This is a genomic window from Altererythrobacter sp. (assembly GCF_050299635.1).
Taxonomy (GTDB): domain Bacteria; phylum Pseudomonadota; class Alphaproteobacteria; order Sphingomonadales; family Sphingomonadaceae; genus Erythrobacter.
This window is the reverse complement of record NZ_JBNKWF010000014.1, coordinates 1-13,542: the sequence shown is the minus strand read 5'-3', so window position 1 is coordinate 13,542 and position 13,542 is coordinate 1. Positions and strand designations below refer to the sequence as shown.

Annotated in this window: 11 protein-coding genes; 8 read left to right on the top strand and 3 right to left on the bottom strand. The window is 61.6% G+C overall.

Annotated elements, in window-relative coordinates; translation table 11 throughout:
* Nucleotides 1–2: 2 nt before the first annotated feature.
* On the top strand, nt 3–1,541 hold the full coding sequence (pgi, locus tag ACQY6C_RS09000; RefSeq protein WP_427967808.1) for a glucose-6-phosphate isomerase: 1,539 nt from the start codon (nt 3–5) through the stop codon (nt 1,539–1,541).
* 3 nt (nt 1,542–1,544) lie between these two features.
* On the opposite strand, the gene ACQY6C_RS08995 is transcribed toward pgi, so the two are convergent.
* Nucleotides 1,545–2,315: a DUF2189 domain-containing protein gene (locus ACQY6C_RS08995; protein WP_427967805.1), complete on the bottom strand. Its 771-nt coding sequence runs from the start codon at nt 2,313–2,315 to the stop codon at nt 1,545–1,547.
* A gap of 309 nt (nt 2,316–2,624) precedes the next feature.
* Here ACQY6C_RS08995 and ACQY6C_RS08990 point away from each other — a divergent pair, with 309 nt between their 5' ends.
* Nucleotides 2,625–4,028 carry a DEAD/DEAH box helicase gene (locus ACQY6C_RS08990; RefSeq protein WP_427967802.1) on the top strand — a complete coding sequence of 468 codons (1,404 nt, stop codon included), beginning with the start codon at nt 2,625–2,627 and terminating at the stop codon, nt 4,026–4,028.
* A 54-nt stretch (nt 4,029–4,082) separates the two neighbouring features.
* Here ACQY6C_RS08990 and ACQY6C_RS08985 read toward each other — a convergent pair whose 3' ends face one another.
* Entirely contained in the window at nt 4,083–4,628 is a 546-nt protein-coding gene (locus ACQY6C_RS08985) for a VOC family protein (protein WP_427967799.1), read from the bottom strand.
* A gap of 218 nt (nt 4,629–4,846) precedes the next feature.
* Here ACQY6C_RS08985 and gorA point away from each other — a divergent pair, with 218 nt between their 5' ends.
* Complete coding sequence (gene gorA / locus ACQY6C_RS08980) at nt 4,847–6,193, top strand: glutathione-disulfide reductase (RefSeq protein WP_427967796.1); 1,347 nt, start codon at nt 4,847–4,849, stop codon at nt 6,191–6,193.
* 54 nt (nt 6,194–6,247) lie between these two features.
* A complete protein-coding gene (locus tag ACQY6C_RS08975) occupies nt 6,248–7,267 on the top strand; it encodes an NAD-dependent epimerase/dehydratase family protein (protein ID WP_427967794.1) in 1,020 nt (339 codons plus the stop codon).
* Between the two features lie 2 nt (nt 7,268–7,269).
* Here ACQY6C_RS08975 and ACQY6C_RS08970 read toward each other — a convergent pair whose 3' ends face one another.
* Complete coding sequence (locus ACQY6C_RS08970) at nt 7,270–8,679, bottom strand: helix-turn-helix domain-containing protein (protein WP_427967792.1); 1,410 nt, start codon at nt 8,677–8,679, stop codon at nt 7,270–7,272.
* 112 nt (nt 8,680–8,791) lie between these two features.
* Here ACQY6C_RS08970 and ACQY6C_RS08965 point away from each other — a divergent pair, with 112 nt between their 5' ends.
* The 4 genes from ACQY6C_RS08965 to scpA all read left to right on the top strand — a co-directional run.
* Nucleotides 8,792–10,324 carry an acyl-CoA carboxylase subunit beta gene (locus ACQY6C_RS08965; protein WP_427967789.1) on the top strand — a complete coding sequence of 511 codons (1,533 nt, stop codon included), beginning with the start codon at nt 8,792–8,794 and terminating at the stop codon, nt 10,322–10,324.
* Between the two features lie 72 nt (nt 10,325–10,396).
* Complete coding sequence (gene mce / locus ACQY6C_RS08960) at nt 10,397–10,846, top strand: methylmalonyl-CoA epimerase (RefSeq protein WP_427967786.1); 450 nt, start codon at nt 10,397–10,399, stop codon at nt 10,844–10,846.
* A complete protein-coding gene (locus tag ACQY6C_RS08955) occupies nt 10,846–11,628 on the top strand; it encodes an enoyl-CoA hydratase-related protein (RefSeq protein ID WP_427967784.1) in 783 nt (260 codons plus the stop codon). The genes mce and ACQY6C_RS08955 overlap by 1 nt, the downstream gene beginning before the upstream one ends.
* Nucleotide 11,629: 1 nt before the next feature.
* Nucleotides 11,630–13,542: methylmalonyl-CoA mutase (scpA, locus tag ACQY6C_RS08950; protein ID WP_427967781.1), on the top strand; the 1,913-nt coding region annotated here is incomplete at its 3' end.

The window sequence follows — 13,542 nt, the reverse complement described above, 5'->3', positions numbered from 1 at the left end:
CAATGACGGACCGGATCGACACCGCCTGGAACACGCTCGGCTCGCTGCCGCAGAAGACGCTGCAGCAGCTGTTCGAGCAAGACGGGCGCGTCGAAGCGCTTAGTGGACGGATCGAATGGAGTTCGGAAGAGGGAAGCTCCGGCATCCTGTTCGACTGGTCGAAAACGCATCTCTCGGATGATTTGCTCGACGGATTCGAGACGCTGGCCGGGGCTTGCGATTTTACAAGTAAGCGAGCGGCGCTGCTGGCGGGCGAACATATCAATGTGACCGAGGACCGCGCCGCAACCCACACGGCCGAGCGCGGCGTGGGCGCGGAGCCGGCAGTGGAAGAAGCTGTGGCGCTCCATGCCCGGATGCGGCTGCTGGTCGAGGCGATCCACCAGGGCGCTCTGGGTGAAGTCAACCATCTGATCCATATCGGTATTGGCGGGAGCGCGCTGGGCCCCGCGCTGGCTGTGGATGCACTCACCCGCGACCTCAAACTGGTCGATGTCCATGTCGTCTCGAATATTGACGGTGTCGCGCTGGAGCAGGCCTTTGATGCGTGCGATCCGGCGACCACCATGGTCGCGGTTGCCAGCAAGACTTTCACCACGATCGAAACCATGACCAATGCGCAAAGCGCGCTCAAATGGCTGGCGGACAATGGCGTTTCCGATCCATCGGGCCGCGTGGTGGCGCTCACCGCCAGCCCCGAGAAGGCGGTCGAATGGGGTGTCGACGAGACGCGCATCCTGCCCTTCGCGGAAAGCGTGGGTGGGCGCTATTCGATCTGGTCATCGATCGGATTCCCGGTCGCGCTGGCCGTAGGGTGGGACGAGTTCGAGGCTATGCTGGCTGGCGCGCGCGCGGTGGACGAGCATTTCCGCGACAATGACGGGCGCGACAATCTGTGCCTGCGCGCGGCCTTCGCTGACCAATATTACACGCGCTTGCGTGGCTGCCAGACGCGCGCAGTCTTCGCCTATGATGAGCGGCTTGGCCTGTTTCCCGACTATCTCCAGCAGCTCGAGATGGAGAGCAATGGCAAGCGCGTGCTGACTGATGGCTCTCCTGTAACTGGACCGACCGCGCCGATCACCTGGGGAGGGGTGGGGACCGATGCGCAACACGCCGTGTTCCAGCTATTGCATCAGGGCACGCATCTGATTCCGGTCGATTTCATTGCCAGCATCGCGCCGGGAGATGCGCTCGATCCGGCGCATCACGCCATCCTTCTCACCAATTGTTTTGCGCAAGGGGCGGCGCTGATGGCGGGCGGAAATATGGCAGGGGATGGGAAAGATCCCGCGCGCGCATTCCCGGGCGACCGGCCCAGTGCAACCATGCTGTGCGACGATCTCGATGCGACGACGCTTGGCGCGCTGATCGCCTTCCACGAACACCGTGTGTTCGCCAATGCCGTGCTGATGGGGATTAACCCCTTCGATCAGTTCGGTGTCGAGCTGGGCAAGAAAATGGCCAAGGACATCGAAGCTGGCGGCGCAGAGTTCGATGCCAGCACGACGGCTCTGCTGGCGAAGGCGGGGTTGGGCTAAGCCTCAGTGAACCGCGCGGCGGTAAAGATGCCAGGTCGCATGGCCCAGAACCGGCAACACCAGAAACAGGCCGAGAAACAGCGGTAGCATCGCCAGGAACAGGCAAAGTGCGACCAATGCCGCCCAGGCAAGCATCACCGGCTTGTTCAGTTGAACGACCCGCACGCTGACTATCATTGCGGTAACGAAATCGACGTCCCGGTCTATCAGCATCGGCATGCTGACGACGGTGAGCGAAAAGAAGGCCAGGGCAACCAGGCCGCCGACGGTACTGCCTACCAGCAGCATCAATAATCCGTCCTGCGACATCAGGGTCGCCAGTGGATCGGAGCCTAGACCTGCCTGTCCGAGAAAGATTCCGAAAATCCCGTGGGCAAGGATGATCCAAAACGAGAAGATGACGAAGGCAATCACCCCGATGAAGGGCAATTGGTCGTCGCCTCGCCCGCGAACCGCGAGCAGGATCGAGGGCCAATGCATGGGTAGCCCATCCTCGATACGGCGGCTCACTTCATACAGTCCCGCCGCAGCAAAAGGTGCGAGTAGGGGAAACCCCGCTGCAGCCGGTATCAGCCACGCCATCTCACCGCGCTCCGTCAGCGCGAAATAGAGATAAATCCCTGCAGCAATGAAGAAGCCTGAAAAGAACAGTCCGAACACGGGTTGTTTGCGAAAGTCTCGCCCGCCCGCCACGATTGCTTTCCACAGATCCACCATTGCGAGATTTGTCGAGACCGTGACAGATGCGACCTGGGCCTGTCCTGCCGTTACCATGCTTCCTCTCCCTTGCCGGGCTCCCGAGAGGGGATGGTGCTACAAAGCCTTCGCATCATCAAGCTTCTCGGTAAGGCTTACGGCACGGCAAGACGGCGATTTCCTTTGACATTTTGCACTGCAGCATCCACATGCGCGCCATCGAGACGCAAGGCAGCGTGAACCGGCGGATAAAGAAAACACCGCCCCGGCCGCGTTTCGGTTGATTTTCCAAGGACTTCCCAATTCACGCGGGTCGTTTGAGACACCCGCGCCGCGCGATGAATCCGCCCGGATTCCATCTGCGCGCCGCATATATTGCGAGTTTACATGACACAGTTTTCCGACCTTGGGCTGTCACAGCCCGTATTACAGGCCCTCGACATGAAGGGCTACAACACGCCGACCCCGATCCAGGAACAGGCGATCCCCGCCGTGCTGGAGGGGCGTGACCTGCTGGGTATCGCCCAGACCGGCACCGGCAAGACCGCGGCTTTCATGCTGCCCGGCATCGATCGGTTGCGCGAAAGCGACAACCGCATCCCGTTCAAGAGCTGCCGTATGCTGGTGCTCGCGCCGACGCGCGAACTGGCGGGGCAGATCGCCCAGGCGGCCAAGGATTATGGAGCGCTGGCAGGCCTCAAGGTGCACAGCATCGTTGGCGGCACTTCGGTCAGCAAGGATCGCAACAAGCTGCACCGCGGCACCGATATTCTCGTCGCGACGCCGGGGCGGCTGCTCGACCTGATCGACCAGAAGGCGTTCAATCTTTCGGGCATCGAAATCCTTGTGCTCGACGAGGCTGATCAGATGCTCGATCTTGGCTTCATCCATGCGCTGCGCCGTATTCACCAATTGGCGCCGGCAGAACGGCAGACGCTGTTCTTCAGCGCCACCATGCCGAAGGCGATCAGGGAACTGGTTGGCGCCTATTGCAACGATCCGGTCCAGGTATCTGTGACGCCCGAAAGCACGACTGCGGAACGTATCGACCAGTATCTCTTCATGGTGCAGGCGGACGAGAAGCAATCACTGCTCGAACTGATCCTGTCCGAACGCCATCAGGTGCCGGGCAAGTTCGAGCGCGTCCTGATTTTCACCCGGACCAAGCATGGCGCTGACCGTGTGGTGAAGAAACTGGGCCAGCGCGGCATTCCCGCCAACGCGATCCACGGCAACAAAAGCCAGCCGCAGCGCCAGCGCGCGCTCGATGAGTTCAAGCGGGCCAAGACGCCGATCCTGGTGGCGACCGATGTTGCCGCGCGCGGGATTGACATTCCGGGCGTCAGCCACGTGATCAATTACGAACTGCCCAATGTGCCGGAACAATATGTCCACCGGATCGGCCGTACCGCGCGTGCGGGCAAGGACGGCATTGCGATTGCCTTCTGCGCTGAGGACGAACGCGCTTACCTCAAGGACATCCGCAAGACGACCGATGCCGAGTTCGAGCGTCTGGCATTGCCGGACAACTTCCGCGCAGTGGTGGAAGGTGTCGGCCCGACCAAGCCTGCTCCCAAGCAACAGCGCCAGCGAGTAAGCGCGAAGCCGCGCGGCGGCGCCGTTTCAGACGGACAGCAGCGCAAGCCCAAGCGCAAGCATCCGTCACGCGCAGGCAAGCCTCATCGTGAGGGCGGTCAGCCTGGCGGTCAGCGTAGCGGAGAGAATCGGGGCAGCCGCAATGCCAATCGCCGCCGGGGCAGGGGCGGGCAAAGGCGCTCCGCCCAGTCGTAACCTGTTGCGCGCCCATGATGGGCGCGCGCGAGCTGCCTTCGTATAGTTGCGCGCTTAATCGCGGCTGCGCGGGTTGGGCAGGGCGCGTTCATCTTCGCTCATCCTGCCGCGCGGTACGATGAACTCGAGCCGCAGGCCGGACGGCTCACGGATCATCATGTGCGTCGTTGGGCCATCGCCCAGAAACTCGGGTGCGAACTCGATCGTGACGCGCGGGTGTTGTTCAAAGCGATGATGCAATTCGTGCAGCGTGGTCAGGTCGCGCACAGTAATCGCCATGTGGTGCAGGCCGACGTTGCTCTTGCGATCGAATGGCGTGGCCGTGGCGGGATCTGTCACGCGCCACAGTGTGACAAACATCTCGCCATTGGTGACGAAGATAGCAGGATAGTCGGGGTCACCGCCCGCGCGTTGCCAGCCCAGCGTTTCGGTGAAGAAATCCGCGCTGGCTTCCAGGTCGCTCACCGCAAACCCGATGTGATTGAGACCTAGCGTCTCGGCTTCCTGCCTGGCTGACGTTTCTTCCTCGGCTGACAGTGGGCCGGCTATTGTGAGAGCGAGGGCCGCAAAGGCTCCACTCGCAAGTTTCGCAGAAATCATCCCATCCCTCCATTGACCTCTTGAAGCTAGTCCAAGCCGCCACAGCGGCAAGCTGCAGCCGACGAGCGGCCGATCCGCTTGGACGAGCGCCAATGCGGCTTGCGGTAACCTGCGCCGCGCACTCGCCGAATAGCCATCAAACCCGTGGCTGCCGTGCGCGGAGCTTGGCAATCCCGACTTGGCTCGCCATATCGAACCGGCAAAAGGAGCTGCCCTCAATGGCTGAATACGACTACGATCTCTTCACGATAGGCGCTGGTTCAGGCGGTGTGCGGGCAAGCCGTGTAGCGGCCTCGTACGGAGCGAAAGTGGCGGTCGCGGAAGAACACAGGGTCGGCGGAACCTGTGTGATACGCGGTTGCGTACCCAAGAAGATGCTCGTCTATGGTTCGATGTTCGCTGAGGAGTTGGGCCATGCGGAAAATCTCGGCTGGACCATTGAAGGAAAGCGTTTCGACTGGGCGGCCCTGCGCGATTTCGTGAACGGCGATGTGGACCGGCTGGAAGGTCTCTATGGCCAGACGCTGGCAAGCCATGAGGTGGAGCTCTTTGCCGAACGGGCCACTATCACGGGTCCGCATAGCGTGCGTCTCGACAGCGGGCGTGAAGTCACCGCGAAATACATCCTCGTTGCCACCGGATCATGGCCTGCCATGCCTGATTTTCCAGGTGTCGAACATTGCATCAGCTCCAACGAAGTGTTCCATCTCGAAGAACAGCCGCATTGCCTGATGGTCGTCGGTGGCGGGTATATCGCGATGGAGTTCGCCGGGGTCTTCAATGCGCTCGGCAGCGAAGTTACGGTGGTCAACCGGACCGATCGGATCCTGCGGAGCTATGACGAACAGATCGTCGAGCGGATGCTGCATATCGCCATGGGGCGGGGCATCGATTTCCGTATGCACAGCCAGATTCAGCGGGTCGACAAATCGGATGACGGCTGCCTGCTGGTCGATCTGGGGGAAACCAACCCGGTCAAGGTCGATCAGGTACTGATTGCGACCGGTCGTACGCCCAAGACGACTGGGCTAGGGCTGGAAAATGCAGGTATCGAACTGGGCAAGGGCGGGGCAATTCCGGTCGATGAATACAACCGCACAAGTTGCGAGAGTATCTATGCCGTGGGCGATGTGACCGACCGTGTGCAGTTAACTCCGGTCGCGATCCGCGAAGGCCATGCCTTTGCCGACACGGTGTTTGGCGGCAATCCGCGAACCATCGACTATTCCGCCATTCCCAGCGCAGTGTTCAGCCAGCCGCCGCTCGCAGGTGTCGGCATGACGGAGGCAGAGGCACGGCGCAATTATGGCGATGTGAAGGTCTATTCCTCTGACTTCCGGCCGATGAAGAACATCTTTTCGCCCCATCCCGAGCGCGGCCTTTACAAGATGATCGTCGATGAAACTTCGGAGAAGATCCTCGGCATTCACATGATTGGGCCTGAATCTCCCGAGATTTTGCAAGTTGCAGCAGTCGCATTGAAAGCCGGGCTGACGAAGCAGGCTTTCGACGATACCGTGGCGCTGCACCCGTCGATGGCCGAGGAACTCGTGCTCCTCAAGTAGTTAGTTGCAATATGCAACTTAATGTCCTAATCTCGCGTTCAAGGGAGATTGGGAATGGCAGGCACTGTACTGGTAACGGGCGGGACGGGATATATCGGCGGCGAGGTCATCGACCAGTTGCTCGGGCGCGGCTACACCGTCCACACCACTGTCCGGAACTCGGCCAAGAGCGAGCCGCGCTTGCGCGCCCGCTGGCCCGAAGCGGGCGAGCGGCTGAAGATCTTCCAGGCGGATTTGATGAGCGATGACGGCTGGGCCGATGCCAATGCGGGCTGCGACGCCGTGGCGCATGTCGCTTCGCCGTTCCCACTCGGCATTCCCAAGGACAAGGACGAACTCGTCGTCCCCGCGACAGAGGGCACGTTGCGAGCTCTGCGTTTCGCCAACGCTGCCGGGATCAGACGCTTCGTGCAAACAAGCTCTGCCGCAGCCATCGCCTATGGTCAGCCCGAGAAGGATCATTTCGACTACACAGACTGGACCAATCTGACCGCAGGTGTGCCGCCTTATATCGAGTCCAAGACGGTTGCGGAGCGCAGCGCGCGCGACTGGGTCGCCGCCAATGCTCCCGACATGGTGTTCTGCTCGGTCAATCCGGTTGCGGTGTTCGGACCGGTTTATAATGACGACCTCTCGACCAGTATCGAGATGGTCAAACGCATCATCGATGGATCGATCCCGCTGATCCCCAACATGGGCATATGCGTCACCGACGTGCGCGACGTGGCAAAGGCGCATGTCGCGGCCATAGAAGCACCTGCAGAGAAGGTGCGCGGCGAGCGGTTCCCGACTTCGACCAAATTCCTCTGGATCGCGGAAATGGCGGATGTGCTGCGCCAGCGTGCGCCGGAGATCGCGGGCAAGGTTCCCACGCGCCGAATGCCCGATTGGCTGGTGCATGTGCTGTCGGTCTTCATGCCCGAAATGAAGCAGATCAAACCCGAACTCGGCAATGTGCGCGACGTTTCGGGCAGGCATAGTGAGGAAGTGTTGGGTTTCACTTTCATCCCTGCCGAACAGACACTTGAAGATACGGCGCGCAGCCTGGTCCAACTCGGTATCGTGAAGGTCTGAACCTAGCCGATCCGGTAAGGCACCACGCCGCGATTGTCGGGATCGACTTCGATTGCGCGGTCGCTGGGCGGGAAGGCACGCTGGTCGCAATCTGCGCGCGGACAGATACGGCATGAAATCCCGATAGGGGTGACAGATCGTCCCGATGCAATGTCCAGCCCATCGGCATAGATGAACTCGCCAGCATGTTGCACTTCGCAGCCCAATGCCACGGCGTAGCGGCGCGGCGGGCGTTCGAATGTGCCGGAGGGTTTCACCAGCCCCTTGGCCATCGAGACATACCGTAGCCCGTCGGGCGTTTCCGCCAGCTGCACCAGGATACGGTCGGGCACGGCGACGGCTTCATGCACGATCCACAGCGGGCACGCGCCGCCGAACCGCGCGAATTGCAGGCGCGTGGCGCTATGCCGCTTGGTGATATTGCCTGCCATGTCGACCCGGCAGAAGAAGAAGGGCACTCCGCGCGCGCCCTCGCGTTGCAAGGTCGATAGCCGGTGGCAGGTCTGTTCGAAGCTCGTGCCGAAGACTTGCGCCAGCCGGTCGATATCGTGGCGCAGGCTGCGCGCGGTACGGCGGAAATCCTCATAGGGCATCAGCAGCGCGCCCGCCGCGTAGTTGCTCAGCCCCACGAACAGTAGCTGCCGTGTCGCGGCGTTCTTCAATCTTGCGCCTTCGACGACGCCGAGGATTTCGTCACGCAGCGCCAGCGAAACGAGCTGATGCGCGAGCTGAAAGCGGCGGCTTTCGGCAGGCTGGCCGGGATCGATCACCAGATGGCTCATCTCCGCATCGAAGCTGCGGATGCCTGCCTGGCCCGAATAGATCAGCGAGATCGACAGCGCCTGCCGCAAATGGTTCTCGATCGCTTCCACGCTGGGGGAGGGGGAGCTGCCGCGCAATTGCCCCGCCAGCGCTTCGGCCGCCCGATCGAGCCTATCGACATAGTTGTTCGAGAAGTGGAACCAGTCTCGCACCTCCTCCCAAGGCAGGCGCGCACCATCCGCGCTGTCGACCGATAGCGCCTCGTCGACCATTTCCAGCCGCTGACCCGCGCGGCGATAGGCTTCGTGCAATGAGACGAACCGTTCGGCCAGAACGGGTTGCTGCTCAACCATTCGTGCAAGCTGGTCAGGTTCGATTGGTTCGGCAAAGATCGGATCGGCAGAGGCTTCGCGTAGCGCGACGATCAATTGTTCTGTGCCATCGGTATCGAGGTCTTGCCAATCGATCGGGAACAGATCGGCCAGCCGTTCGATCAGTGCATTGGTGAGCGGGCGCTGGTCGTTTTCAAGCTGCGAGAGGTAAGAGGCGCTAACGCCCATCTTCTCGGCCAGTTCGGCCTGCCGCATAGCATGCGTATCGCGCAGCTTGCGCAGGCGGGCCCCGGCAAAAAGGCGTCTGCGAGTGGACATGTCTCCGGCATAGTTTGCAAAGTGGGACTTTGCAACTTTACAACTTTGCATTGGACTTGCGCATTGACCCCCGCCAACAGGAAGGTTCCAAGCAATTGCTTTCGGGGAACGCATGTCCGCAAACATCGCTGAAATGGAACGACGCCGGAATGCCGCACATCTGGGCGGAGGGCAGAAACGCATCGATGCGCAGCATGCCAAGGGCAAGCTGACCGCGCGCGAACGGCTCGAGATTCTGCTCGACGAAGGTTCATTCGAAGAACTCGACACCTATGTCGAACATGACTGCATCGATTTCGGCATGGAGACCCAGCGTGTGCCTGGCGATGGCGTCGTCACCGGATCGGGAACGATCAACGGCCGTCTGGTCTATGTCTTCAGCCAGGATTTCACTGTGTTCGGCGGTTCGCTGTCGAAGCGCCATGCCGAGAAAATCTGCAAGGTGATGGACACGGCGATGAAAGTCGGCGCGCCGGTGATCGGCCTCAATGACAGCGGCGGCGCGCGCATCCAGGAGGGCGTGGCCTCGCTGGGTGGCTATGCCGAGGTATTCCAGCGCAACGTGCTGGCATCGGGCGTGGTGCCGCAGATCAGCCTTATCATGGGGCCATGCGCGGGCGGGGCAGTCTATTCGCCGGCCATGACCGATTTCATCTTCATGGTGAAGGACAGCTCCTACATGTTCGTGACGGGGCCAGACGTGGTGAAGACCGTCACCAATGAAGTCGTGACGCAGGAGGAACTGGGCGGCGCCGTAACGCATACGACCAAGACTTCGGTGGCGGACGTCGCGTTCGAGAACGATATCGAAGCGCTGATTGCGACGCGCAGTTTCGTCGACTTCCTGCCGTTGTCGAACCGCGAGCCGGTGCCGGAACGCCCGACTTCCGATCCGTGGGACCGCGAGGAGATATCGCTCGACACGCTGATCCCGGATAACGCCAACCAGCCCTATGACATGCATGAGGTGATCCGGAAGGTGCTCGACGAGGGCGACTTCTTCGAGGTTCAGCCCGCCCACGCAGGGAACATCATCTGCGGATTTGGCCGGGTGGAGGGACGCACGGTGGGCGTCGTGGCGAACCAGCCGATGGTGCTGGCGGGCGTGCTCGACATCAATTCCTCGAAAAAGGCCGCGCGTTTCGTGCGCTTCTGCGATGCCTTCGAAATCCCGATCCTGACCTTCGTCGATGTGCCCGGCTTCCTTCCCGGCACCGCGCAGGAGCACAATGGCATCATCAAACATGGTGCGAAGCTGCTGTTCGCCTATGCCGAAGCGACTGTGCCCAAGATCACCGTCATCACCCGCAAGGCCTATGGCGGGGCCTATGACGTGATGGCCTCGAAGCATTTGCGCGGCGATTTCAATTATGCCTGGCCGACGGCAGAGATTGCCGTGATGGGTGCGAAGGGCGCGACCGAGATCATCCACCGCGCCGATCTGGGCGATGCAGACAAGATCGCGGCCCAGACCAAGGAGTATGAAGACCGCTTCGCCAATCCCTTTGTGGCGGCGAGCCGGGGCTATATCGACGAAGTGATCCACCCGCATTCGACGCGGCGGCGCATTGCGCTGGGGCTCAGGAAGCTGCGTGGCAAGCAACTCGAAAATCCCTGGAAGAAGCATGACAATATCCCCCTCTGACAAGCGAGCGCTATTGTTCGCGGCCGGCACCATCGTGGGGGCGACCCTCTATTTTTGGTTGAGGTATTTTTGATGAAACTCGGACGCATGAACCATCTGGGCTATGCCGTGCCCGATATCGACACGGCGATTGCGCATTATCGCGACGTGATGGGTGCGACACTGATCACAGAGCCCTTCGACATGCCCGAGCAGGGCGTGCGCGTCTGCTTCGTCCATACACCTAGCCATGGCGAGGGATCGGACGGAACGGAAGGCACACAGGTCGAATTGCTCAGCCCGCTCAGCGAAGAAAGCCCAGTCACCGGTTTTCTCGCCAAGAACCCGCTCGGCGGGCAGCATCACGTCTGTTTCGAAGTGCCCGATATCGATGAAGCGCGTGCCTATTTCGAAGGAATCGGCAAGCGCATTCTCGGCCCCACGCGCATCGGCGCGCACGGGACGCCGATCTTCTTCGTCCATCCCAAGGATATGATGGGCATGCTGACTGAAATCATGGAAACGCCCAGGGAGGGGCATTGATGAGCTACGAACACATCCTCGTCACCAGTGACGGACCGGTAACGACCATCACGCTCAACCGGCCCGACCGGCTGAACGCGTGCCCGCCCGAGATGGCGGAGGAAATCCGCGATGCGCTCGGCGCAACCGGCGATGCGCGCTGTTTCCTCATCACCGGGGCGGGGCGCGCCTTCTGTTCTGGAGCAGACCTTGCCAGTACGGGCGACCGCGCCGTAGCGGGCGGGCGCGGTTCCTACGATGCCCTGTCGAAGAGCTATAATCCGCTGATCATGGAAATGACGCGATGCCGCGCACCTATCGTCGCTGCGGTCAACGGCCCCGCTGCCGGTATCGGATGTTCGATCGCTCTGGGTGCAGATTTCGTGATCGCCGCCAACAGCGCCTATTTTCTCCAGGCTTTCGTGAATATCGGTCTGGTGCCCGACGGTGGGGCGAGCTGGATGCTGCCGCGGCTGATCGGCAAGGCGCGAGCAACCGAGATGATGATGCTGGGTGAGAAGATCCCGGCCGAAAAGGCCGAGAGCTGGGGCCTGATCTACAAGGCGGTCGAGGACGAAGCGCTGGCAGATGAGGCCGGTGCGCTCGCCGCACGGCTTGCCAATGGGCCTACGGTGGCGCTGGGCCAAATGCGGGAGAACCTGATCCGCGCGCTGCAGAGCGACTACGCTTCGGGCCTCCACCAGGAAGCCGTGGGGCAATGGCGTGCGGGAGGCAGCATGGATGCGCGTGAAGGCATCGCGTCCTTCCTCCAGAAGCGCAAACCGGAGTTCAAGGGCGAGTAAGATGGCCGACATCGAAGACTGGAAGGCGCTGGCTGACAAGGAAGTCAAAGGGCGAGATCTGACCTGGCACACGCCTGAGGGCTTCGACATCAAGCCGCTCTACACGGGCGAGGACACGAGCGATCCCGGCCTTCCCGGCTTCGCGCCGTTCACGCGCGGAGTGAAGGCCAGCATGTATGCGGGCCGCCCCTGGACGATCCGGCAGTATGCCGGCTTCTCGACCGCCGAGGAATCCAACGCCTTCTATCGCCGCAATCTCGCCGCCGGTCAGAAGGGCCTTTCAGTTGCTTTCGACCTTGCGACCCATCGCGGTTACGATTCTGACCACCCTCGCGTGGTGGGCGATGTCGGCAAGGCAGGTGTCGCGATCGACACCGTGCGCGACATGGAGATCCTGTTCGACCAGATCCCGCTCGACACAATGAGTGTGTCGATGACGATGAACGGCGCCGTCATTCCGGTGCTCGCATTCTACATCGTCGCAGCCGAGCGGCAGGGCGTGTCGCAGGACAAGCTTTCGGGGACCATCCAGAACGACATCCTGAAAGAGTTCATGGTCCGCAACACCTATATCTATCCGCCCGAGCCATCGATGCGGATCGTTTCGGACATCATCGCATATACTTCGGCCAACATGCCGAAATTCAACTCTATTTCGATCTCCGGCTATCACATGCACGAGGCCGGGGCGACGGCTGTGCAGGAGCTCGCCTTCACCATCGCCGACGGCAAGGAATATGTCGAACGCGCCTGCGCTGCAGGACTCGATATAGATGCCTTCGCCGGGCGGCTCTCTTTCTTCTTCGGAATCGGCATGAATTTCTTCATGGAGGTGGCGAAGCTGCGCGCCGCGCGTACGCTGTGGTACCGCGTGATGGACGGGCTGGGCGCCAAGAGCGAACGCTCCAAGATGCTTCGCACCCACTGCCAGACGAGCGGCGTCTCGCTGCAAGAACAGGACCCTTACAACAACGTCATCCGCACCACGGTGGAGGCGATGGCCGCGACTTTGGGCGGGACACAGAGCCTGCACACAAACGCACTTGACGAGGCCATAGCGCTGCCGACCGACTTCTCCGCCCGTATCGCGCGCAATACGCAGCTGGTGCTGCAGGAAGAAAGCGGCATCTGCAATGTCGTCGACCCGCTTGGCGGCAGCTATTACATCGAAGCGCTGACTTCCACTCTGGTCGAAGAGGCTGAAAAGCTGATTGCCGAAGTGGACGAAGCTGGCGGGATGACCGCCTATGTCGATACCGGCGCGGCCAAGGCCGCGATCGAACAGGCCGCTGCCGCCAAGCAGGCGAGCGTCGACAAGGGCGAGACGGTTATCGTCGGCGTCAACAAATACCGGCTCGCTCAGGAAGAGCATCTCGACACGCTGGAGGTGGACAACCACGCTGTGCGCCAGGGGCAGATCGCGCGGCTCCAGCGTGTGCGCTCCGAACGCGATGAGGAAGCCTGTCAGGCAGCGCTCAGGGCGCTGGCCGAAGCGGCCGCTACGCAACCGACGCCGCCCGACGTTGACGAGGACCGCGACGAGCGCGGAGTTCCACTGCCTCCTTCAGTGATCGAGGCCCGGCTTGCCAAGGGCGACATCAACCTGCTCGCCCGCGCGGTCGAGGCGGCGCGTCACGATGCGACGCTGGGCGAGATCTCCGCCGCGATGGAAGAAGCCTTCGGGCGTTACGACACCATGCCGCGCCCGGTGCGCGGGGTGTATTCGCAAGCTTATGCCGAGGATTCGCGTTACCAACAGGTCATCGAGGGCGTCGAAGCCGTCGAGCGGCGGCTGGGCCGCAAGCCTCGCGTTATGGTGGCCAAGATGGGGCAAGACGGGCACGATCGCGGCGCGAATGTGATCGCCAGCGCCTTTGCCGATATGGGCTTTGAGGTGATTTCAGGCCCGCTGTT